The 22,323-nt window shown below is 50.5% G+C and carries 20 protein-coding genes; 14 read left to right on the top strand and 6 right to left on the bottom strand.

Annotated elements, in window-relative coordinates; genetic code table 11:
- Positions 1-7: 7 nt before the first annotated feature.
- From GJJ30_RS20460 to GJJ30_RS20440, 5 genes are all read right to left on the bottom strand, one after another.
- Complete coding sequence (locus GJJ30_RS20460; protein WP_154177025.1) at positions 8-1,162, bottom strand: acyltransferase family protein; 1,155 nt, start codon at positions 1,160-1,162, stop codon at positions 8-10.
- 95 nt (positions 1,163-1,257) lie between these two features.
- Positions 1,258-3,531 (bottom strand): ATP-dependent helicase, encoded by a 2,274-nt coding sequence (locus GJJ30_RS20455; RefSeq protein ID WP_310588343.1) that lies wholly within the window; start codon positions 3,529-3,531, stop codon positions 1,258-1,260.
- Between the two features lie 105 nt (positions 3,532-3,636).
- A complete protein-coding gene (locus GJJ30_RS20450; RefSeq protein WP_154177023.1) occupies positions 3,637-4,281 on the bottom strand; it encodes a redoxin domain-containing protein in 645 nt (214 codons plus the stop codon).
- A gap of 348 nt (positions 4,282-4,629) precedes the next feature.
- Positions 4,630-5,910, bottom strand: a complete 1,281-nt coding sequence (locus GJJ30_RS20445; protein WP_154177022.1) for an MFS transporter — start codon at positions 5,908-5,910, stop codon at positions 4,630-4,632.
- A 108-nt stretch (positions 5,911-6,018) separates the two neighbouring features.
- Positions 6,019-7,248 (bottom strand): peroxiredoxin family protein, encoded by a 1,230-nt coding sequence (locus tag GJJ30_RS20440; protein ID WP_154177021.1) that lies wholly within the window; start codon positions 7,246-7,248, stop codon positions 6,019-6,021.
- A gap of 201 nt (positions 7,249-7,449) precedes the next feature.
- On the opposite strand from GJJ30_RS20440, the gene rsmH reads away from it, so the two are divergent.
- The 14 genes from rsmH (at position 7,450) to GJJ30_RS20370 (ending at position 20,436) form a co-directional block, all read left to right on the top strand.
- On the top strand, positions 7,450-8,376 hold the full coding sequence (gene rsmH / locus GJJ30_RS20435; protein WP_154177020.1) for a 16S rRNA (cytosine(1402)-N(4))-methyltransferase RsmH: 927 nt from the start codon (positions 7,450-7,452) through the stop codon (positions 8,374-8,376).
- Between the two features lie 124 nt (positions 8,377-8,500).
- Complete coding sequence (locus GJJ30_RS20430) at positions 8,501-8,902, top strand: FtsL-like putative cell division protein (RefSeq protein WP_154177019.1); 402 nt, start codon at positions 8,501-8,503, stop codon at positions 8,900-8,902.
- Positions 8,899-11,073, top strand: coding sequence for a PASTA domain-containing penicillin-binding protein (locus tag GJJ30_RS20425; protein WP_154177018.1), 2,175 nt, complete (start codon positions 8,899-8,901; stop codon positions 11,071-11,073). Before GJJ30_RS20430 ends, GJJ30_RS20425 begins: the two co-directional genes overlap by 4 nt.
- 31 nt (positions 11,074-11,104) lie before the next feature.
- Positions 11,105-12,559: a UDP-N-acetylmuramoyl-L-alanyl-D-glutamate--2,6-diaminopimelate ligase gene (locus tag GJJ30_RS20420; protein ID WP_154177017.1), complete on the top strand. Its 1,455-nt coding sequence runs from the start codon at positions 11,105-11,107 to the stop codon at positions 12,557-12,559.
- Between the two features lie 155 nt (positions 12,560-12,714).
- Positions 12,715-13,932 (top strand): phospho-N-acetylmuramoyl-pentapeptide-transferase, encoded by a 1,218-nt coding sequence (gene mraY / locus GJJ30_RS20415; protein WP_154177016.1) that lies wholly within the window; start codon positions 12,715-12,717, stop codon positions 13,930-13,932.
- A gap of 45 nt (positions 13,933-13,977) precedes the next feature.
- Entirely contained in the window at positions 13,978-14,490 is a 513-nt protein-coding gene (locus GJJ30_RS20410) for a hypothetical protein (protein ID WP_154177015.1), read from the top strand.
- A 213-nt stretch (positions 14,491-14,703) separates the two neighbouring features.
- Entirely contained in the window at positions 14,704-15,153 is a 450-nt protein-coding gene (gene rplM / locus GJJ30_RS20405) for a 50S ribosomal protein L13 (protein WP_310588342.1), read from the top strand.
- An 84-nt stretch (positions 15,154-15,237) separates the two neighbouring features.
- Positions 15,238-15,624, top strand: a complete 387-nt coding sequence (gene rpsI / locus GJJ30_RS20400) for a 30S ribosomal protein S9 (protein ID WP_154177013.1) — start codon at positions 15,238-15,240, stop codon at positions 15,622-15,624.
- 174 nt (positions 15,625-15,798) lie between these two features.
- The gene (gene rpsB, locus GJJ30_RS20395; protein WP_154177012.1) at positions 15,799-16,638 is read left to right on the top strand and encodes a 30S ribosomal protein S2; all 840 of its coding nucleotides are present in this window, start codon (positions 15,799-15,801) and stop codon (positions 16,636-16,638) included.
- Between the two features lie 149 nt (positions 16,639-16,787).
- A complete protein-coding gene (tsf, locus tag GJJ30_RS20390; protein ID WP_154177011.1) occupies positions 16,788-17,621 on the top strand; it encodes a translation elongation factor Ts in 834 nt (277 codons plus the stop codon).
- Positions 17,622-17,823: 202 nt separating this feature from the next.
- Positions 17,824-18,435, top strand: coding sequence for an RNA polymerase sigma factor (locus tag GJJ30_RS20385; RefSeq protein WP_154177010.1), 612 nt, complete (start codon positions 17,824-17,826; stop codon positions 18,433-18,435).
- Positions 18,436-18,464: 29 nt separating this feature from the next.
- Positions 18,465-18,659: a hypothetical protein gene (locus GJJ30_RS20380; RefSeq protein WP_154177009.1), complete on the top strand. Its 195-nt coding sequence runs from the start codon at positions 18,465-18,467 to the stop codon at positions 18,657-18,659.
- 12 nt (positions 18,660-18,671) lie between these two features.
- Positions 18,672-19,499 (top strand): mechanosensitive ion channel family protein, encoded by an 828-nt coding sequence (locus GJJ30_RS20375; RefSeq protein ID WP_154177008.1) that lies wholly within the window; start codon positions 18,672-18,674, stop codon positions 19,497-19,499.
- Positions 19,500-19,539: 40 nt separating this feature from the next.
- The gene (locus GJJ30_RS20370) at positions 19,540-20,436 is read left to right on the top strand and encodes a DUF3078 domain-containing protein (protein WP_154177007.1); all 897 of its coding nucleotides are present in this window, start codon (positions 19,540-19,542) and stop codon (positions 20,434-20,436) included.
- Positions 20,437-20,451: 15 nt separating this feature from the next.
- Here GJJ30_RS20370 and GJJ30_RS20365 read toward each other — a convergent pair whose 3' ends face one another.
- A complete protein-coding gene (locus tag GJJ30_RS20365) occupies positions 20,452-22,311 on the bottom strand; it encodes a histidine kinase dimerization/phosphoacceptor domain -containing protein (RefSeq protein WP_154177006.1) in 1,860 nt (619 codons plus the stop codon).
- Positions 22,312-22,323: the final 12 nt, after the last annotated feature.

The raw sequence follows: 22,323 nt of genomic DNA, 5'->3' as shown, positions 1-22,323 counted from the left end.
CCGGGGATTATATTTTTACAAAAATCTTGTGTCGGTAGAGCACATACAGGAACGTCCAGACGAGTGCCAGCGCCCCCAGCGCATTAAGTGATTCGTGCCATTGGTCGCCGGTATGCCGGTAAAAACCTTCAAAAAGTAGTTTCGATGTATGATTAAAATCGATAAACCGATAAGCCAGGTAAACGACCAACGAGTTCAACCCGATCACTTTAAAGAAAAAAGTCCATTTCCGATAACCCAGCACGTCGATAATTCCGTAGAAAAATGCCAGAAACAAGAAGGCCATTCCGGCCGTCAGCAGAATGAACGAACTGCTCCAGAGGTGTTTGTTGATCGGGAAGTGAAGACTCCAGAGCAGGGCGGCTCCGATGCTGTAGAGCCCGGGCGCTATCAGGTACGTCAATTTGGTTCGCTCGGAGCGATCCGATTGCAGCAATTCCCCGGCGATGGTTCCGATGATGGTCAGACAAACCGCCGGAAACTGCGTCAGAATGGCGAGTTCGTCGTAGGTTTTCTGAAGCAATCGGCCGGGCATCATCGTCCGGTCAACCCAGCCCACCAGATTGCCCTCGAAGGAAAGATCACCGGCACCGTAACCCGGCACCGGAATCAGAAACAGGGCCGCATAATAACCCAGCAAAATACCGCCCACCCAATACAGCCGCTGTTTCCAGGAGAAATTGAGGTACAAAAGCGTGGCTACAAACGACGCCAGACCGATGCGGCCCAGCACCGACCCGTAGCGGATGTGGCCGGGATTGAAGATATCCAGCGGAACATTTTTATCAACAATACCGAGCAGAATCAGAATGACCATCCGGCGAAACACTTTCCGGTATAAAACCGGTTTTTCCATTCCTTTTTCCAGGCCAGCCTGTAGGGAAAACGACAGCGAAACCCCGGCGATAAACAGAAAAAGCGGGAAAATAAAGTCGTAAAACGTAAAACCGTGCCACTGCGGGTGTGTCAGCTGACTGGCAATCCAGTCGACCCAGGCTAAGCCGGTTTTCCCGTTGAGTCGTTCGATAAAGGCACCTCCGCCCGCAATCAGTAACATATCAAAACCGCGCAGGGCGTCGATGGAGGAAAGTCGGCGGGACTTGACGGCGTCCACAGATTGCGTAAGAACCGGTGCAGAACCGGCATTGACATCGGAGACCATACGGGCAGGAGATCGTTTGAAGCAAAAGGCAGGAATCGGGCCGGTATACTTATTTGATAGCTGTCAGGTCTTGAAGACCTGACAGCTATCAAAAGTCAAACGATCTTCAATTTAGCAAAACTCAGCAATAATGTCTTTTCACCGGCGGTTTCAAACAGGATAACGGCTTTGCGGTCGTTGCCGTTCTGGTCGATTTTCTGTACCAGCCCAAACCCGAATTTCATATGCTCGACGCGCATGCCTTCGGCCAGTTTGGAGGTGTCGCTGGGCGCAAAATCCGTGGAAGGAACGTGGGCTGCGGTGGGTTGGGGCGTCTGTTGCCGGGCGGTTTTCTGCGCCAGACTCCGCACAAAACTCATCGAGCCGCCAGACGGCGTTTCCCGCTTCGGCTCCGGCGTATCTTCCCGTTCCGTTTTCCGCATTTTGGCCATTTTCAGAAAGTCCGGGTTGATTTCCAGCAAAAACCGGCTGGGTTCGCAAACTTTCAACCGACCGTAGTGATACCGTGATTCGGCGTACGAAACCGTTAGTTTTTTCTCGGCGCGCGTGATAGCCACGTAAAATAACCGGCGTTCTTCTTCCAGATCGGCCCGGCTTTCGAGCATCATTTGCGACGGGAACAGGTCTTCTTCCAAACCGACAATGTAGACATTCCTAAACTCCAGCCCTTTCGCGCCGTGGATGGTCATGAGCGTCACCTTGTCGTTATCGCCGTCGTCGTCTTTTTCGTCGGCGCTGGTCAGCAGCGAAACCACCTGCAGAAAGGCACTCAGGCTCTTGTCGTCGTTGTCGGGATTGTCGACAAATTCCTTGATCGAGTTGAGCAAGGCCTGCACGTTTTCGTACCGCGACAAGCCTTCGACGGTTTTATCGTCGTACAGTTCTTTCAGGATACCGGATGTTTTCGCAACGTGCGCGGCCACATCGTAGGCATCTTTCTTATCGAGCAACAACTGGTAGCTTTTGATCAGATCGGAAAACGCTTCGATGGCAATTCCGGCCCGCCCAGCTACGTATTTGGTCACGTTGCTGACGACTTCCCAGATCGACACCTGATTTTCGGATGCCACCACCGAAATTTTAGCGACTGTGGTATCGCCAATTCCACGTTTGGGCAGGTTAATAATCCGTTTGAACGCTTCTTCATCGCTCTGGTTGACCGTAAACCGCAGGTACGCCAGCAAATCCTTGATCTCTTTCCGCTGGTAAAACGACAAACCGCCGATGATGCGGTATTTGATGCTCAGCCGCCGGAGCGCTTCTTCAAACGCCCGCGACTGGGCGTTGGTGCGGTACAGAATCGCGAAATCGGTGTTGCGCAGCCCTTCCTGCATCTTGGCTTCGAAGAGCGAAGTGGCAATCAGACGACCTTCCTCGTTGTCGGAAGAGGCTTTGATCACGTCGATCAGCGTACCGTCTTCGTTGTCGGTAAAAACGCTTTTCCGCAACTGCGCGCGGTTTCGGGCGATGATGGAATTGGCCGCGTTGACGATGGTTTTGGTCGAGCGGTAATTCTGCTCCAGCTTGATCGTGTGAACGTCCGGAAAGTCTTTCTCAAAATTCAGAATGTTCTCGATGTTGGCGCCCCGGAAGGCGTAAATACTCTGCGCATCGTCGCCCACGACGCAGATATTCTGATGAACCGCCGATAATTTTCGGGTAATAAGGTACTGCGAAACGTTCGTATCCTGAAACTCATCGACCAGCACGTGCTTGAATTTGTGCTGATACTTGTTCAAAATATCGAGGTGATCGCGGAAAAGAACGTTGGTATTGTAGAGCAGATCGTCGAAATCCATCGCATTGGCCTGAAAGCAGCGCAGCGCGTAAGCCTTGTAAATCCGGCCAACTTCGGGCATGCGGGCGGCCGCGTCGTCGGTCTGGATCAGCGGATTCGCGAGGTAATCGGCCGGACCAACGAGCCGGTTTTTGGCCCCCGAAATCCGCGAGAAAACCACGTTGGGGCGGTAAATCTTATCATCCAGCCCGAATTCCTTGATGATGCTCCGCAGCAGCGACTTGGAGTCGTCGGTATCGTAAATGGAAAAATTGCTGGTGTAGCCGAGGGCTTTGGCTTCGATCCGCAGAATCTTGGCGAAAACGGAGTGGAAGGTGCCCATCCAGATGTTGCGGGCTTCGGTGCCAACCACACTTTCGATCCGGTGACGCATTTCACCGGCGGCTTTGTTGGTAAACGTCAGGGATAAAATCCGGAATGGATCAATGCCCCGTTCAATCAAATGCGCAATCCGGTAGGTCAAAACGCGGGTTTTGCCCGATCCCGCGCCGGCTATAATAATCAGCGGGCCGTCGCCATAGAGCACAGCCTGCCGCTGAGGGTCATTTAAAGTTGAAATATAATCCGTCACAGCTCTCCGCTTCAGTGTTTAATCGTCCTGAAATAACATTCAAAACTACTAAAAAAGTTGCGGATGACCGGAGATCGTGCCCACTGACTTTCGTCCGTAGGTACGTTAGGCGGCTTTCCGGCCGTAAAACGCGAGTTCGACCGCCTGTTGCTCGTCAATAAGGCTGAGGAGCTCATGCGTGGGAAATTCTCCCGTAAAGTTCTTATCAACGTAGCTGAACAGAATGTGTCGATCGGCCGATACGGCAAACAGCGCCGGATACGGAACGTCTTCGGTAATGCCGGCAATCAGGTTCCAGACCGGATCTTCGGTTGAATAGACTCCGAATTTGGTAGCAATCTGGTTATCAACGTCCTGCGCAATCGTGAATGGCAGATCATGCTGCTCCGCCAGTGTTTGCAGCGAATCGAGCGAATCCGGCGATACAACCAGTAAATTCCCACCGGTTTCCCGAATCCGGGCGTAGAGACGGGCGAGTTTTTGCAAATAGGTTTTCCCGTAGCCATTCCAGCCCGCGCTGAAAAAAGCAATCACCAGCGGACCGGTCTGGAGCCAGTCGTGTAAGTGAACGGTTTTTGAATAGTCCGATTGCCAGATGCTGTATTGTCCGATGGTCCGCTGGCGGTGAACGGCAAACAGGGGCGCTTTTTCACCGGCCTGCAGCGGAGCGATAGGAGTCATTTTCCGGAATATCTGCGGAGCAGAATACAAGTCGGTGTCTTCGTGTACGGTGTCAAAAAAGGCAATCATGATGGTAGTAAGTTTATAGACTATGTAGTTTTTTGAATCAAGCTAAGAATTTCGACTTCGAATGTCATTTAGTCTGGCCGATACTGAAACCGGAACCACTGGTATAATTAGTCGAATGGGATATTGGTAATCAGGGCGATGGGAGATATACTAACAGCACATCCTGGACTGCAGACAACAGCAACCCGTCGCATGGAAGGCTGGTGACGTGACGGCCGGTTTAGTCCGGCGGGTAACGATGTGTTGTGCAGAAATAATCATTACTATACTTTGTCAATAGAATATGTGCAAATATAAAAAACAGAATCGATTCCCTCCAAATTTTAGGGACGAATTTTTAGTGAACGGTTAGAGTGCTTCGATTGGCCGGACGGATTTGGGCCGTATTTCATCAGCCTGTTCAGAATCAGGCTGATCCAGCTCCGGCAAAACCGGTTTTTCATCGACCGGCCGCAGGTTGCGGGCAATGAAAACGCTCGCGAAAATAGCCGCCATCGCCAGATAGCCCACCCACGAGTAGTGAATCAACTGACCGCCCTGCGTTTTGGTTACGAGCAAACCTGCGCCGTAGGTCGCCAAAGCCTGCGCCAGCAGCTGAACGGACGAGTTCATGCTCATAAAACCGCCCCGGTGCTGCGGCAACACCACCGACGAAACCATCGCCTGAGTGGGAATGAAGCGGGCGTTGGCGAAGATAAAAAACAGCGCATTGACTGATAAAATATACGTCAGGCTGGACGGATTCATGGTCGTCAGCAGAAACATCGGGAGCATCGACAGCAGCGCAAAAACCACAAAAACCGGGTATTTACCGCGTTTATCGGCCAGCCGACCGACGATCGGTGCCGTAAAAATGGTGACCAGACCGCCCACGAAATAAATCAGGTACAACTGGCTTTCGGCCAGACCGACGTTGGCTACCAGAAAGGGTGACAGCAGCGGAATGATGCTGAAGTGCCCCAGCATGATGGTGGTCGTCAGCCAGAGCGCGCGGAGCTGGCCGGGACTTTTTACTATCGACGTAATGACTTCCAGCGGATTGTATTTCGTGCCGGTTTGCTGCAAATGGCCGTCCAGACGCGGCACAAACCGAATAATCAGAACCGTCACCGCAACGCCCAAACCGCCGATAGCGAGAAACGGCGCGTGCCAGCTAATTTCGGTCGCCAGATACAAACCCATCGGTACGCCCGCGACCGAAGCCACCGAAAACGCCGTCGTGATGATCGACATCGCCGTGGCGCGTCGTTCGTACGGAACGACATCGGCCACGATGGAAAATACCTGCGCGCCCAGCACCCCGCCGAACAACCCGGCTGTAGTGCGGGCCACGATCAGCCAGCCGAATGTCGGAGCCAAACCACAGGCAATGGTGCCGATGACAAAACCGATGTAAGCCGTCAACACCACTTTTTTCCGATCAAAACGGTCGACGTAGAATGCCGCCAGAAAACCGGAAATCCCGGCGCTCAGGCTGTAAGCCGAAACAATGAAGCTGAATTCCTGCGGATTAAGATGGAAATACCGCATCAATTGCGGGCCCATCGGCATCATGATGATGAAATCGACAATGTGCGTGAAATTGATGCACGCGAGAATGAAGAGCAGTAATTTTTCCTGGCGGGACATGTTCAATGAGAGATGAGAAGTTAGATCAGAGAGAAAAGACTTTTTGTCTCATGTCTCTTGTCTAGCCTCTCTTGTCTGAAATTATCTGTTGTTTACTATTTATTAGCTTTACTCGTTTACCAACTTATCAATCAACCGATTGTACTCTTCTACGAACGCGTCGTAGTATTTTCCGGTTCCCGGCCCGGTAAAACCGGTGTGAATCTGGCGTACGGTTCCTTTTTTATCGATCACGATCATCGTCGGAAAACCGACCACCTGATTGAGCATCGGCAGGGTTTTCGACGCTTCGGATTTGACGTTCGTTCCGGCCAGCACCACGGGGTAGTCGATCTTGAACCGGTCGATCATCCGCTGGATTTTAGGGGCCGATTCGGTCAGTTCCGCCGACTTTTCGTAGGCCAGGCCCACAATCTCAACCCCCCGGTTTTTATTCTTTTTGTACCACGGACTCAGAAAATTGGTTTCGTCCATGCAGTTCGGACACCACGAACCCAGAATCTGAACCACCACGACTTTATTCCTAAACCGCTCGTCCGTCAGCGAAACCGGTTTGCCTTTTACGTCCGGAAACGTGAACGCAATGGTTTTGTAACCCGGTTTTAAATAGGTCAGGCTCGTTGCATCCGGCAGTTTGGCCTTCGGATCGAAACGCGCCGTCCAGCTTTCATACCCACTTTCGCCCGACCAAAAACCGCCTTCCAGCGTGTTATTCGCTTTCCGCCGGGCTTTGAACAGATACAAGTGCGTACCATCGAAAGTCGAAAGCAGCAGGCTGTCGCCCACCACATTGCCTTCCAGATAGCGGTAATCGCCGGTGGTGGTCAGAAATGTACCCGTCAGCTTGCTGCCTTTCTGATCGAAAATGCCCACCGAAACCGTCGAATCCGTTTCGGAACGGAACATCGTCGCCCAGGTGCCGCTTACGTTGATTTTTGGCGGTTCGGTACTTCCGGTAAACCGGTACGTGACGCCATGTTGTGCTTCAAACGGCAAGGAAGTGTAATTGGTCCCCGTCCGGCGTCGGCGCCAGAAGCCCCGCAGCGTGTTTCCCTCTATTTTGGCCCGGATTTCAGCCTCAAAAATATCGATGGCAAACCGCACGGAATCGCCTTTGAGCGTGACCGAATCGAACCGCAGTCGTTCTGCGCCGTTGAGCACGAACGCGGTGTAGGTTGAACCGGTTTGGGTAACTTCCAGTCCGAACGGCAATCCGCCCCCTTTGTTTTTCAAAACTGCCCGCCAAACCCCGGTTTTCAGCGTTGAACCCGATTGTGATACGCCGGAGAAGGGAATCCAAAACAGAATCACCAGCCATAACGCAACGTTTTTTTTCATACAATAAAAAATAGCAGATCCAGTTCTCTTCGGGGTAGAAATAGGGGCGGTTTTGTTAAGTTTGTAACGGATGAAGATTTTGTTTTAGTTCCGAAAAGGATTTTTGCGACAGCACTTAAAATCGGAAATCCAGCGAAAGAGACCGGAAATCTTCTGCGCCCTGCGCCGGGAGGCTGGTTTACAAGGTATTTACTACGGACAATGACAGCGACCAATTACCACGAACCAGTATTGCTTCAGGCTTGCGTTGAAGGGTTGAATCTCAAACCCGGCGGCACCTACGTTGATGTGACGTTTGGGGGTGGTGGTCATTCCCGCGAGATTTTACGGCAACTGGCGCCGGGACCGGATTCGGCGGGGCGGCTCATTGTGTTTGATCAGGACCCCGACGCCCGCGCCAATGCCGACGCCATTGATGACCCACGGCTGACGTTCGTTGCGGCCAATTTCCGGCATTTGAAGCGGTATTTGCGGTTATACAAAATCGATCAGGTCGACGGTATTCTGGCCGATCTGGGCATTTCGTCGCATCAGATCGACACGCCCGAGCGCGGTTTTTCTACCCGTTTCGATGCCGATCTGGACATGCGCATGAGCCAGGCGGGCGAACTGACGGCCCGGAAGGTGATCAATGAGTATCCGGAAGATCAGTTGCATAAAATCTTCGGGATGTACGGCGAAGTGACCAACGCCCGGACCCTGGCCGGGGCCATTGCTGCCAGCCGCGTGAACCGCCCGATCGAAACAATCAACGATCTGAAAGCCGTTCTGCAGCGGTATGCGCCCCGCGGGCGGGAACACAAATATTTTGCCCAGGTTTTTCAGGCGCTGCGCATCGAGGTTAATCAGGAGTTGGTTACCTTGGAAGAGTTTCTGGCGCAGGTACCGGAGGTGCTGGCTATCGGCGGTCGGCTGGTCGTGATGGCATATCATTCGCTGGAAGACCGGCTGGTGAAAAACTTCATTAAGTCGGGCAATTTTCGGGGTGACATTGAAAAGGATTTGTACGGCAACGAGATCAAACCGCTCCAGTCCGTCACGCGCAAACCGATCGAGGCTTCGGCCGAAGAAGTCGGTCGGAACCCGCGGGCGAGAAGCGCCAAACTCCGGATTGCCGAGAAGTTGTAGAATACCCCTGAATCCCCTAAAGGGGACTCGGACGCAAAATTGTCATGTTCTAAAAGTCCCCTTTAGGGGATTTAGGGGCAGAGTGAGAAAGATACTGACGGCCATTAAAGCTTTTCAAATATATATGGCACAAAACACATACAAATCACAACCCAAAGCCCCGGTCGTGAAGAAAAAGAAGGAAAACTGGTTGCTCAACTACCTAAACCATACCATTGGTTTTGAGCGTCTATTTGGGGAAGACAATGCCTGGCCCATCAAGCACTTCGACCGCATTATGTGGATCTCGTTTCTGCTGATTTTTTACATCGGTTTCAACCACAACGCCGAGCGGCTGGTCCGGAATATCCAGCGGGTGAAAGCCGCCGTCGATGAAAAACGGGCGAAATACACCACTTTGCAGGCCGATTTCATGAAGAGCGGCAAACAATCGGAAATCAGCAAACAAGTCTTGGCGACGGGTTTAACGGAGCCCGTGACTCCCCCCCTGAAAATCGTTGTTAAACCGGAAGAAACGCGACCATGAACGTTAAAAAAGCCATTCTGCGCCGGGCTACGATTGCATCCGTGGCCATTTGTGTGTTTGCGATCGCGATTATCGGGCAACTGGTGAAGGTGCAGTTTTTTCGGAGCCACGACGGAACCATGTGGAAAGACCGCATTACGCAGTCGCACATCCGGCGGGATACGCTGCGGGCCACCCGCGGCAATATCTGTTCGAGCAATGGGAGCTTTCTGGCCACCTCGCTGCCTTATTATTACGTCGGAATTGACCCGCGCGTAGCCAAAACCGACTCGTTTAACAAGAAAATAGATTCGCTGGGGCTTTTGCTGGCGCAGAAATTCGGGGATCGCTCGCGCGACGAATACACGTATATGATCCGGAAAGCGCGGGAAAATGAACGACAATACCTGTTGCTCAGCCGGAAGCGGATTACGTATCAGGAGCGGATGGAGATGCAGAAATGGCCTTTTTTCCGTCGCGATCGTTCGAAGAGCGGTTTGGGTGGTGGAAAATTCGATGCGGTTTACCAGCGCTACCATCCCTACGGCCGAATGGCGTTGCGGACGGTCGGCTACCTGAATCCCGAAACCGCCAAAGGGTTTGTGGGGCTGGAGTCCAGTTTTCAGAACGAATTAGCGGGGAAAGACGGCGTCGGTCTGGTGGAATCGCTGTCGGGCGGGGTGCGCATGCCAATTGAAGACGGTTCAGACATCAAACCGGAACCGGGCCTGGATATTTACACGACCATCGACGTGAATTTTCAGGACATGGCCGAAACGGCGTTGCTCCACGGACTTGAAAAATACCAGGCCGAACAGGGCTGTCTGGTCGTGATGGAAGTGGAAACCGGCGAAATCCGGGCGATGGCGAACCTGACCCTGCGCAACGGCAAATACGTCGAAAACTTCAATCATGCGCTGGCGGGCGGCACCGATCCCGGTTCGACCTTCAAACTGCCGACGATGGTGGCCTTGCTGGAAGAAAAAATGATCCGGCCCGAGCAGATGGTTCATACCGGTGGCGGAGTGGTGACCTACCACGGCCGCCGGATTTCCGACGCCAAGCGGGGTGGCCACGGCAGCATCACGGCCCAGCAGGTTTTCGAAAAATCGTCGAACGTGGGCGTACACATGCTGATGAGCAGTTTTTACAACCGCCCGGATACCTATTGCCGGTACATGCGCCGTTTCAAACTGGATAAACCGATCGGGCTGCGGCTCAATGGCGAAACAAAACCGGTGGTTCCCAATCCGCAGTCGCCGGGCTGGAGTAAGCTGTCGCTGAATTCGATGGCGATTGGGTACGAACTGAAACTGACGCCCCTGCAAATGCTGACGTTTTACAATGCTATTGCCAACGACGGCAAGTGGGTACAGCCCATGCTGGTCAAGCAGGTTCGGCGGGCCAACGAAGTGGTGAAAGACTACGAACCGTTTGTTTCGCAGGAACCGCTTTGCAGCCAGAAAACCATTCGGATTGTAAAAAATATGCTGGAAGGCGTCGTTGAGCGCGGAACCGCTAAAAAAAGTCAAAGTCCGTATTACCGGTTTGCCGGCAAAACCGGTACGGCCCAGAAGCTGATCAACGGGCGGTATCAGGTCGGCAAATATTATACCTCATTCATTGGCTATTTCCCGGCCGAAAAACCCAAATACAGCATTTGCGTCGTGGTTGATTCGCCCCGGGGCGCCAACATCGATCTGTTGTACGGCGGGAGCGTATCGGCCCCGGTTTTCCGCGAAATTGCCGACCGGATTTACGCGTATGATGTTCGGATGCACCGGCCCGTTGCGATTGTGTCGAAACCGGTTCAACAATCCGGCAAAGGCGTTAAAGCCGGTTTTGCCGACGACATCCGGACCATCAGCAAGGAACTGAACATGGATACTCAACCGAATGCCGAGGGCTGGGTGACGCCCGAAACGCAGGGTGCCAAAACACAGTGGGTGAGCCAAACCGCCCGGGAAAAGGTGCCCGATTTGCGCGGCATGACCCTCCGCGATGCCTTGCACTTGCTCGAAAACCGGGGTTTCCGGGTTCGCTTCGAAGGGTACGGCAAAGTAATCGACCAGTCGGTTCCGCCGGGCGATCCGCTGCCCAGTCCGCGCAAAATTACGCTTACGTTACGACAAAGCGCCCGACCGGATACGCTGGTGGTGGCCCTAAACAAAAAAAATCAATCCGGAAGATAAGAGTCGATCCCGGCGATCTTCCTATTTTATTATGCAGTTAACCACTCTTTTATATAAAGTACCGCTGCAATCGACGTCCGGTAACATGAACGTCGAGGTCGGGAAATTGACGATGGATTCGCGGCAGGCTGGCCCGGGCGGTTTATTTGCCGCCATCCGCGGCACGCAAACCGATGGACATCAATTTATTGATAAGGCTGTTAATCAGGGCATTGCCGTTATTCTCTGCGAAGAATTGCCCGAAAACCGCTCGGAAGAAGTCACCTATGTTCAGGTTGAGGACAGTAGTTATACTCTGGGGCTGATCGCGGCCAATTTCTACAACCATCCCTCTAAAAGCTTAAAACTGGTGGGCGTGACGGGCACCAACGGAAAAACCTCGACGGCTACCTTACTCTTCCGGCTTTTCCAGCGGATGGGCTACCGGTCGGGTTTGCTGTCGACGGTGCAGAACCAGATCGACGATACGGTTATTCCGGCGACGCACACCACGCCCGACACCATTGCGCTGAACGAATTGCTGGCGCAGATGGTCCAGCGCGGCTGTACGCATTGTTTTATGGAGGTCAGTTCGCACGCAATGGTGCAGCAGCGGGTGGCCGGTTTGCAGTTTGCCGGGGGGATTTTTACAAACATCACCCACGACCACCTCGATTTTCACCATACGTTTGATAATTACATCAAGGCTAAAAAAAGCTTTTTCGATCAGTTGCCCGCGTCGGCCTTTGCGCTGACCAATCTGGACGACAAACGGGGGCTGGTGATGTTGCAAAATACCGCAGCCCGCAAGGAAAGCTACTCGCTGCAAACGCTGGGGTCGTTCAAGGGCCGGATTTTGTCGGAGGGTCTGTTTGGCATGCAAATGGACGTCGATGGGCGGGAAGTCTGGTTCAAACTGACGGGCCGTTTTAATGCCTATAATCTGCTGGCGGTTTACGGCGCAGCGGTTTTACTGGGCGAAGATCCCGAAGAATGCCTGACGCAGCTTTCCGATTTGCCGAGCCCGCCGGGCCGGTTTGAGATGGTGATTTCCGACCGGAAGATTGTCGGGATCGTCGATTATGCGCATACGCCCGATGCTTTGCAAAATGTGCTGGAAACCATTGCCGGTTTGCGGCAGGGCGACGAGCGGGTGATCACCGTCGTTGGGTGCGGAGGCAATCGCGATGCGGCCAAGCGTCCGATCATGGCCGAAATTGCCTGCAAATTTAGCGATCGGGTCATTCTGACGTCCGATAATCCGAGGAACGAAGATCCGATGGCGATTCTGGAGCAGATGCAGGCCGGTGTACCACCAATTCATTTCAAGAAAACCCAAACCATCGTTGATCGGCGCGAGGCTATTTACCGGGCCGTTGAGATAGCGCAGCCCAAAGATGTGATCTTAGTAGCCGGAAAAGGACACGAAACGTACCAGGAAATCAAAGGCGTCAAACACGATTTCGACGACCGTAAGGTGCTTCGCGAAGCTTTTCAACAATTGTAATTGGATGGTTAAAAATAGTTGAATGGTTGAATGGTTTTGATGGTTAGATGGCTAAATGGTTACATGGTTATTACTTTCAGAACCATGTAACCATCAAAACCATCCAGCCATTTAACCATCAAAACCGTCCTAAAGAAATTCAACATACTGACTTTATGCTCTATTACCTTTTTACGTATCTCGACCAGCAATTTGATTTTCCCGGGGCCGGGGTTTTTCAGTATTTATCGTTTCGGGCGGGTGCGGCCATTACGTTGTCGTTGCTGATTGCGGCTGTTTACGGACGAGAGATCATTGATCGGCTCCGGAAGTTGCAGATTGGGGAGGAAATCCGGGATTTAGGGCTGGAAGGGCAGATGCAGAAACGCGGCACGCCAACAATGGGCGGTTTTATCATTCTGGCATCACTGGTTTTCCCGACCTTGCTGTTCGCCAAACTGACCAATGTATATATCGTCCTGTTGCTGGTTTCGACGGTCTGGACCGGGATGATCGGTTTTATCGACGATTACATCAAGGTATTCAAGAAAAATAAAGAAGGCTTACAGGGAAAATTCAAGGTAGTCGGGCAGGTCGGGCTGGGCCTGATTGTCGGCCTGACGCTGTATTTTAACGAGTACGTCAAAATCCGGGTCTATAAACCGGGTTTGATCAATACCTCGATCGGGCAGGTGGAATACGGTGCGTTTCAGGACATCAAATCCATGTCGACGACGGTTCCTTTTTTGAAGAACAACGACTTTAATTACACCTCATTACTGCCTGATTTCATACCTGACGAATACACCTGGATTCTGTACGTCGCCATCGTGATTTTTATTGTGACGGCGGTTTCCAACGGCGCCAACATCACCGACGGCATCGACGGGCTGGCGGCCGGAACCTCCGTCATTATCGGCCTGACGCTGGGCGTATTTGCCTATCTGTCAAACAACAAACCCTTCTCGCAATACCTGAACATCATGTACATCCCCAATTCGGGCGAGATGGTGATTTTCTGTGCGGCTTTTGTAGGAGCCTGTATCGGTTTTTTGTGGTATAATTCCTATCCGGCGCAGGTGTTCATGGGCGATACCGGGAGTCTGATGCTGGGAAGTATCATTGCCGTTCTGGCGCTGGCCACCCGGAAGGAGCTGCTGATTCCGATTGTCTGCGGTATTTTCCTGGTCGAGCTCGTCTCGGTAATCATGCAGGTCAGTTATTTCCGGTATACCAAACGAAGGTATGGCGAAGGACGGCGGATCTTTCTGATGTCGCCGTTGCACCACCATTTTCAAAAGAAAGGCTATCACGAAGCCAAAATTGTCACCCGGTTCTGGATTGTCGCCATCATTTTAGCGGTTATCAGTTTGGTGACTTTGAAGCTCCGGTAACGTCAGAGTAGTTGGATATTTTCAAAACGCTGACGAAATTGAACCATGACCGAGAAAGAACGCCTTGACCAACTGGAGCCTTTGGTGGCCGACATTGCCCTCAAGCAAGACCGCATGCTGGGTCAGATCGGAATGATCGTTGACCAGGTATCATTGCATACCGTCCGACTGGACGACTTAACCCGCCGGGTAACCAGTACCGAAAAGAAAATCGACTCGCTGGCCAATGGGCTTGGTCAGTTAACGGTTGGATTGAACGAGACGCGGCAGGAAATGCGCCAACGTTTCAACCAGTTAGAACAACACCAAAGCAAGCTAGAAGAAGGGCAAGAGAAGTTAGAACAACATCAAAGCAAGCTAGAAGAAGGGCAAGAGAAGTTAGAACGACGTCAAGGCAAATTAGAAGAACGTCAAGGTAAGCTGGAAGAAGGACAAATCCGGCTTGAGCAGCGCCAGAGTAATCTGGAGCAACGCTTTGATCGTTTTGAAAACCGGCTGGAAAAGATGGATCATACGCAGGAGCTTATTTTAATGCTGCTGAAAGAGCGCCTGAAATAAGCGGAAAGAGGTAAGGGAGGAAAGAGCGGGAATAGAGAAGGATAAGACAATAGATCATGTCTTCCCTTTCTACTCCCGCTCTTTCCTCCTTTTTCTTAATATTCTGTTGTAATTCAGAAATATAGACTCTATATTTGCACTCCCGTTTTTGGACGGGACTTTTTGTGTATAGCGCAAGTAATTGTCTATCAATATATAATCTCCCATAAACAAGTGGATACGTTAAGCTACAAGACCATTTCGGCCAACAAAGCGACGGCGCAGAAGGACTGGGTGGTCATTGACGCGGAAAATCAGGTGTTGGGTCGGTTGGCTAGCCAGGCGGCAAAAATCATCCGTGGCAAGAACAAGGCCAATTTTACGCCCAACGTTGATTGCGGTGACAATGTCATCATCATCAATGCCGAAAAAATTAAACTGACCGGCAAAAAACTGACCGATAAGGTGTATACCCGTCACACCGGTTATCCCGGTGGTCAGCGTTTCCGGACACCCCGGGAAATGCTGTCGAAAAACCCGGCCTTCATTCTGGAACACGCCATCAAAGGCATGTTGCCGAAAAATCGCCTGGGTAGCCGGTTATTTACCAACCTGTACGTTTACGCCGGTGACAAACACCCGCACACGTCGCAGCAACCGAAAGAAGTAAAACTGGAATATTAATAACCTAGAGAATAGACAGTAGACAAGAGATAAAAGAATATCGTTCGTCTCTTCTCTTTTGTCTTCCGTCTCATATCTTAAACAATGGAACGAATCAACGCATTAGGTCGCCGGAAAACAGCCGTGTCGCGCGTGTACCTCTCCATCGGTACGGGCAACATCGTTATTAACGGCAGAGATTACAAAAATTATTTCCCTACGGAAGTTCTGCAAATCGTTCTGAAGCAGCCGCTGGCAACGATCAACGCGCCGGAAGGTTACGATGTAAAAGTAAACGTTCGCGGTGGTGGTATTTCCGGCCAGGCCGAAGCAACCCGGATGGGAATTGCCCGTGCGCTGTGTGAACTGAACCCCGAGTTTCGTCCGGCTTTGAAAAAAGAAGGCTTCCTGACTCGTGATTCCCGCATGGTTGAACGGAAAAAATACGGTCGCGCCAAGGCTCGTCGCCGGTTCCAGTTCTCGAAACGTTAATTTTTTCAGTTTAGCGTTTATAGTCTTTGGTTTACGGGTAAAGAAGACTTCTTCTAACCATAAACGAAAAGCCATAAACGTTAAACCAGTTAGTTGTCCAGACCGCACTTGCCTGATGCCGACGTGCGGTGCTGCGTATTAATCACATTTATTCTTTTTATTTCAAATTTTCAAATGGCACAAGTAGAGTACAAAGATCTTCTGGATGCAGGTGTGCATTTTGGCCACCTTACCCGGAAATGGGATCCCCGTATGGCACCGTATATCTTCATGGAGAAAAACGGTATCCATATCATTGACCTGAACAAGACGCTGGCTTCGATCGACGAAGCAGCGGCTGCGATGAAAGGTATCGTTCGTTCAGGCCGTAAGGTGATGTTTGTTGCAACCAAGAAACAAGCACAGGAAATTGTCACGGAAGAAGCACGCCGGTTGAAAATGCCGTTCGTAACCGACCGCTGGCTGGGTGGTATGCTGACCAACTTTGCGACGATCCGGAAATCATTGAAGAAGATGCAGGGCATCGAGAAAATGATGAAGGACGAAACAACGTATAAAAGCCTCGCCAAACGCGAGCGGTTGACAGTATTCCGTGAGAAAGAGAAACTGGAGCGTGTACTGGGCGGTATTGCCGACCTGACCCGTTTGCCAGCCGCTTTGTTTATTGTGGATGTAAAGCGCGAGCACATTGCCGTTGCTGAAGCAAAACGCCTGGGTATCCCGGTTTTCGCCATGTGCGATACCAATTCAAACCCGAGCGATGTTGATTATCCAATCCCGGCAAACGACGACGCGTACAAGTCGATCCGTCTGATTACCCTGGCGATCGGAAAGGCCATCGAAGAAGGACTCCTCGAGCGGAAACAGGATAAAGACGATCAGCGTTTGCAGGATGAAGAAGAAGCAAAACGGGCTGAAGACGTGAAAGCAGCGCAAGCCGAAGGTGAAACGGTTGCCGATGATGAAAGCAGCCCGGTTGCGGTTGCTGATGACGCAGAAGAACAGGAGGATTAAGACTATCTAGGAGCAACGCAGGTTGCCAGCTTAATATTTTCGGATAGCCCGTAGCCTCGCTATGGGCTATTCCGTTTCAGGTTATCCGGACTACCGATAATCCACTCATTCACAATAACGAACTCGATAACAGACAATTAAAACAAACAATGGCTATTACCGCACAAGACGTTAACAGACTCCGGCAGGAAACTGGCGCCGGTATGATGGACTGTAAAAAAGCCCTGACCGAAGCCGATGGCGATTTTGAAAAAGCAAAAGATATCCTGCGGAAGCAGGGCCAGAAAATCGCCAACAAACGTGCTGATAATACGACTTCCGAAGGTATCGTTCTGACGCATGTGAGCCCGGATGGTAAAACCGGTCGCGTGGTTGGATTTGCGTGCGAAACGGAGCCCGTATCGAAAGTGGCTGATTTCCAGAACCTGGCAATGGCGCTGATGGATAATGCCGTAGCTGCGAAACCGGCTACCAAAGAAGAATTGCTGGCGTTGACCCAGGGCGACGGTCGTTCGTTGCAGGAACACATTACCGATCTGATCGGTAAACTCGGCGAAAAACTGGATGTGACGGCTTACGAGGTCGTTACGGCCGAGAAAGTAGTGGCCTACAATCACTCCAATGGAAAATTGGGCGTATTGGTTGGTCTGAACAACGCTGGCACGACGGATGTGACCGAAGTTGGAAAAGACATCGCCATGCAGATTGCCGCCATGAAACCGGTTGCTATCGACAAAGATGGTGTTGATTCTTCCATCGTTGAGCGCGAAATCGAAATTGGTAAAGATCAGGCGCGGGCTGAAGGCAAACCGGAAGCCATGCTGGAAAAAATTGCCTTGGGTAAGCTGCAAAAATTCTATAAAGATAATACGCTGCTGAACCAGGAATTTGTGAAAGATTCATCCGTTACCATTGCTCAATTATTAGAAAAAACCAGCAAAGGGCTGACTATTTCGGCGTTCAAGCGCGTGGCAATTGGATAAAAACCGGACACGGTTTTTGACTTCATACAATTTGGAAAAGGCCCGGTCTATTTAGACTGGGCCTTTTCTATGATATATACTCTTTTTTAATTTTATTTGTACATTCAAGTCACGGATACGGTTATTTAGTAACAATTTGGGTGCTTTATCTCACTAAAACAGCTACCGAGCGTTACTTTAAAATTTTTAAGCGTCTTATAGGATGATTGCATCGTTGGAAGTTAAGCGGATGACAGACGAAGAACTCGTACGTCTGTATGTTGAGAATCAAAGTAACCGGTACTTTGAACTTCTGTATAGCCGTTACAGCGATAAAGTGTACCGAAAATGTTTGATGTTCACTAAAGATCCGGTGAAGGCCGAAGATTTTACCCACGACATCTTTCTGCGGTTGATCATGCGATTGAGCAGTTTTAAAGAGCAATCCCGGTTTTCGACCTGGCTGTTTTCAATCACCTATAATTATTGTACGGATCAAATGCGTACAAACCGGAAAAAAGCTGAAGTCCCGGTCGATGACGAGATGGATTTGCCCGACGAAGGTGGTGATGACGAACTGATGGAAATGGAAGCCCACCGGTTGAAATCGGCTTTAGGCTACCTGACGATGGAAGAGCAAAGTTTGCTGCTGATGAAGTACCAGGACGAAGTCAGCATTAAAGAGATTGCTGACATCCACAATCTGAGCGAGAGCGCCGTTAAAATGCGGCTGAAACGGGCGAAGGAAAAGTTGAAAAAACGGTATATGGAAACGCTGATCTTCGTGACCCTGTTGCTGGCCAAATTCATTGCGTGGATGAAACTCAATAAATAAGCCGAGTTAAAATTTGATACAACAACCCAATGGAATCGATTTACAACGTATTTAAAGAAATTGAACTGCCGGACACGTGTCCACCCAATGTGAAAGAAGAACTGGTTTCGGAAATTGATTTGATTCGTAATTCACTCTCCGTGGTGGAGGTCTACGTTGATGATTTGTTTGGTGTAGCATCAACTCTGGTTTCAGCCATTAAACTTCCCAGCAGATCTGCCTAACTAAGCATCAATATGAACCGAATTCCTGCTTTTATCGATATTTTGATCAATACGTTTACGTCCCTGATTAACCAATTTATCGATTTTGTACCCCGGATCATTGGGGCAGCATTTATCATTGCGGTAGGATTCGGCGTGGCAAAAGGGCTGTCGTTGCTCGTATCGAAAGTTCTGGAGCGCGTCGGTTTGAACCGGATCGGCGATCGGCTAACGGAGATCGATTTTATCAAGCGGCTCAAAACCGAGATAAAGCTGAGCGACATCGTTGCAAAAATTCTGTATTATTTCGTGTTGCTGGTTTTTTTGATGGCTGCTACCGAAACACTGGGGGTTTCGGCTATCACGGAAATGGTGAAATCGCTTGTCGATTTTATTCCGCGCCTGATTGCCGCAGCCATCATGCTGCAGGTGGGCGTACTGATCGCGGATGCGCTGAAAGGGGCGGTTATCACTCTTTGTCAGTCGTTCAACATTGCGTCCGGGAAATTACTGGGGATGATTGTCTTCTTTTTCTTCCTGATTATTACGCTGATCAGTGCACTCGGCCAGGCCGGGATCAATACGGAGTTGCTGGAATCGAGTTTTAATTTGCTGATCGGGGGCGTCATTTTTGCCTTTGCAATTGGCTACGGCATTGCTTCCCGCGACGTAATGGCCAATATTTTATCCTCTTTCTACAGCAAAAACCGGTTTTATGAAGGGCAAATTATCCGTATTGGCGACACGAAAGGAACCGTCATTCGAATCGATAATACGTCATTAACGCTTCAGACTGGCGACACGGTCACCATTATTCCACTCCAGAGCCTCCAATCCCACAACGTAGAGGTGTTTGATTAACTTTATCTCTTATTTTCTGGTCATTAATCACGCGATTTTTATGAAAAAATTTGCCTTTATACTTTTTTTAATTGGCTGGAACCTATCAGCAATGGCCCAAAAACCGACCCGGCTTGATTCAATAAAAGTCATCCCGCTCGATACGGTTTATTGGAAACGATCGGCACAGGCCGGTATCAATCTAAATCAGGGCTCATTCAGCAGCAACTGGAAGGGTGGGGGTGTAAATTCAATTGCTTTAGGGGCCTTTTTTAACGCAAAATCCGATTACATGCAGCGCCGGTTCAACTGGACGAGTGAAGCCCAGTTGCAGTACGGTATCGTAAAAAACCAGGGGCAGGATTCCCGGAAAAATGTCGACCGGATTTTTTTAGATACCAAAGTGGGCTATCGACTGAATCAGGTTTGGCTGGCTTTCGGAAATATTAACTTTCTATCCCAGTTTGCAACGGGGTATCGCTACGAGGCATTGCCGGGCGGTGGGGAGCGCAACGTCCTGATTTCGAATTTTTTTGCCCCCGCCTACCTGACGGAGTCAATGGGTCTGGAATACAAACCAACGACGTATTTTAATCTGCAGTTTGGTCTGGGAACGATTCGGCAAACGTTCGTAACCGATGACGCTATCAGCATTGGCGTACCCACGCGCTACGGCGTACTTCCCGGAAAAACCGTCCGCAATGAATTTGCCTTTCAGCTGATTGCCAACTTTGACCGCAACGTGGCCGAAAACCTAAATGTAAAAGCCCGGTATCAGATGTTTGCCAACTATTCAACCCTCAACGCCATCGATCACCGGCTCGATGTGTCGTTAACAGCAAAAGTAAACCGCTTTGTGAATGTCAGCCTGACGGGAATCGTTCTGTACGACAAGGATCAGGACAACGCCATTCAGTATAGCCAGGGATTGGCGATTGGCTTTTTGTATTCGTTTTAGCGAAACGAGTTGAACTTAAGCGGCCACTGATCCGGAGGAGTTTAAGGGCGGAATAATCAGCCGGTAATAAGTGCCGTTTCGGTTACTGACTTCCAACTGACCACCGGCCTGTTCGCTCAGCGACGTAATCAATCGTTTGCCAAAGGAACCGGTAGGCCGTTCCCAACGCCCGGGGTCCATGCCGGCACCATTGTCCTGCACTTCAAGCGTCAGTTGCGGCCGAATCTGGTTTGGATGATCGGAATCGTCGGCAGACAGGCTGATCCGGAGAAAGGGGCGCGGAACATGCTCGTAGGCATATTTAAAAGCATTCGTCAGGATTTCGTTCAGGATAAGGCCCAGAATAACCGATAAATCGACATCAAGTTCTTCGTGTTCGATATCTATTTCCCGATCAAAAGCGGTTTTGTCGTATCCGTACGCAATCAATAAACCGTCGAAAAGGTCCGTAATGTATTCCTTTATGTTAATGGTCGACACATTGTCGGTCATGTAAAGCCGCTGATGAATCAACGCCATGGCTTCAACGCGTTGCTGTCCGGCCCGAACGGCCTGGACGGCTCCCTCGTCTTCCAGACGTTTCGATTGCAGCCGCAACAGGCTCGAAACAATCGCCAGATTATTTTTGACGCGGTGGTTCAATTCCCGCAAAAGCGTTTTTAACTGCTGCGATTGATCACTGATTTTCTGGTGGCTTTCGGAAATAACCCGGTTGTTTTCCATCAGCCGGGCGTTGGTGCGCCGAATAGTGCGGTATTGCCAGAATGAAAGCCCCAGGAGCCCGATCAAAACTGCCAGTCCTCCGCTGAGCCATCCCAACTGCTGGGCTTTCCGACTGTTTTCTTCATCCAGTTTCCGGATTTGGCTTTCTTTTTCCCGCGCCTGATAGCGGTTTTCTGCCATGATCAACTGGCGGGCTTTTTCGGCATTCAGCACGCTGTCGCGGTACATGGTTTTCTGGCGAAAATAAGCCAGTGCCTGGTGATCCTGCCCCTTTTTTTCGTAGATGCGGGTTAAAATATCAAAAACCTCCTCCCTTATTTTCAGCCGTTCCGGACCGGTTTCACTCCATTTCAAGGCTAACTGAGCGTATTTCTCGGCCTCATCCGTGCGATTCAGAAGGAGGAGCGTATTAGGCAGATTGACGTAGACATATCCCTTCAGGTATTCATCTTTGTGTTCTTCGGCATATTCGAGACATTGCCGGTAAATCCGTTCCGATTGCGCGTACTTGCCGGCGTTTTTGAATTCAATGGCCCGGTTGAATAGCGTTCCAATATATTCCTCACCATTGGCCTTGTAAATAGCAATGGCTTTTTCATTGTAAATTAACGCTTGCCGGGAGTTTTTACGGGTGTCTTCCAGATTAGCCAGTTCAGAATAAGCATCGGCCATTGAAACCGGTCGGTTATACTGGCGGGCCAGTTGCAAAGCCTCGCGGTAATACAACTCCGCTTGTTTCAGGTCATTTACCGAGAAATAAGTCTGGCCAATCCGCAGTAAAATCTCAATCTTCTGGTATAAAACCGGTGAACTTCTGAGGTAGTCAAGTGCTTCCTGAAAACGCCCAAGTGCCTGAACAAAATTTCCCTGATCGATTTCTAACTGGCCGAGCGACTGATAGACCTTACTGATGTAGCGCCCGTTTTTTAGGTTTTTGGCAATTGACAAAGCGGTATTCAATGCCATTTGGGCATCACCAGCCTGCCCTTTGTGGAGCATGGTTTCGGCAAATTTCTGGTATTCAGAAATCTGAATGGTATCCGGTTTAAGAACCAGTGTTGCCTTGAGGCTATCAAAATTTACGGAAGTGGACTGTGCGTAAGCTTGTTGGAGAAAAAGAATAATTGCTCCGAGCGATAAAAACCATTTCATGGATAGAAAAGA

The organism is Larkinella terrae (assembly GCF_009668025.1).
Classification (GTDB): Bacteria; Bacteroidota; Bacteroidia; order Cytophagales; family Spirosomataceae; genus Larkinella; species Larkinella terrae.
Note: the sequence above shows the minus strand (reverse complement) of the source record. Positions and strands in the feature narration are given on the sequence as shown.

Excerpts from the sequence above, each read along its gene's own strand:
- GJJ30_RS20460 (WP_154177025.1), bottom strand. The coding sequence starts at position 1,162 with ATGGTCTCCGATGTCAATGCCGGTTCTGCACCGGTTCTTACGCAATCT.
- GJJ30_RS20440 (WP_154177021.1), bottom strand. The coding sequence starts at position 7,248 with ATGAAAAAAAACGTTGCGTTATGGCTGGTGATTCTGTTTTGGATTCCC.
- GJJ30_RS20425 (WP_154177018.1), top strand. The coding sequence starts at position 8,899 with ATGAACGTTAAAAAAGCCATTCTGCGCCGGGCTACGATTGCATCCGTG.
- rpsB (WP_154177012.1), top strand. The coding sequence starts at position 15,799 with ATGGCACAAGTAGAGTACAAAGATCTTCTGGATGCAGGTGTGCATTTT.
- rsmH (WP_154177020.1), top strand. The coding sequence starts at position 7,450 with ATGACAGCGACCAATTACCACGAACCAGTATTGCTTCAGGCTTGCGTT.
- GJJ30_RS20375 (WP_154177008.1), top strand. The coding sequence starts at position 18,672 with ATGAACCGAATTCCTGCTTTTATCGATATTTTGATCAATACGTTTACG.
- tsf (WP_154177011.1), top strand. The coding sequence starts at position 16,788 with ATGGCTATTACCGCACAAGACGTTAACAGACTCCGGCAGGAAACTGGC.
- GJJ30_RS20380 (WP_154177009.1), top strand. The coding sequence starts at position 18,465 with ATGGAATCGATTTACAACGTATTTAAAGAAATTGAACTGCCGGACACG.
- GJJ30_RS20450 (WP_154177023.1), bottom strand. The coding sequence starts at position 4,281 with ATGATTGCCTTTTTTGACACCGTACACGAAGACACCGACTTGTATTCT.
- mraY (WP_154177016.1), top strand. The coding sequence starts at position 12,715 with ATGCTCTATTACCTTTTTACGTATCTCGACCAGCAATTTGATTTTCCC.
- GJJ30_RS20365 (WP_154177006.1), bottom strand. The coding sequence starts at position 22,311 with ATGAAATGGTTTTTATCGCTCGGAGCAATTATTCTTTTTCTCCAACAA.
- GJJ30_RS20420 (WP_154177017.1), top strand. The coding sequence starts at position 11,105 with ATGCAGTTAACCACTCTTTTATATAAAGTACCGCTGCAATCGACGTCC.
- GJJ30_RS20385 (WP_154177010.1), top strand. The coding sequence starts at position 17,824 with ATGATTGCATCGTTGGAAGTTAAGCGGATGACAGACGAAGAACTCGTA.
- GJJ30_RS20445 (WP_154177022.1), bottom strand. The coding sequence starts at position 5,910 with ATGTCCCGCCAGGAAAAATTACTGCTCTTCATTCTCGCGTGCATCAAT.
- GJJ30_RS20410 (WP_154177015.1), top strand. The coding sequence starts at position 13,978 with ATGACCGAGAAAGAACGCCTTGACCAACTGGAGCCTTTGGTGGCCGAC.
- rpsI (WP_154177013.1), top strand. The coding sequence starts at position 15,238 with ATGGAACGAATCAACGCATTAGGTCGCCGGAAAACAGCCGTGTCGCGC.
- GJJ30_RS20370 (WP_154177007.1), top strand. The coding sequence starts at position 19,540 with ATGAAAAAATTTGCCTTTATACTTTTTTTAATTGGCTGGAACCTATCA.
- GJJ30_RS20430 (WP_154177019.1), top strand. The coding sequence starts at position 8,501 with ATGGCACAAAACACATACAAATCACAACCCAAAGCCCCGGTCGTGAAG.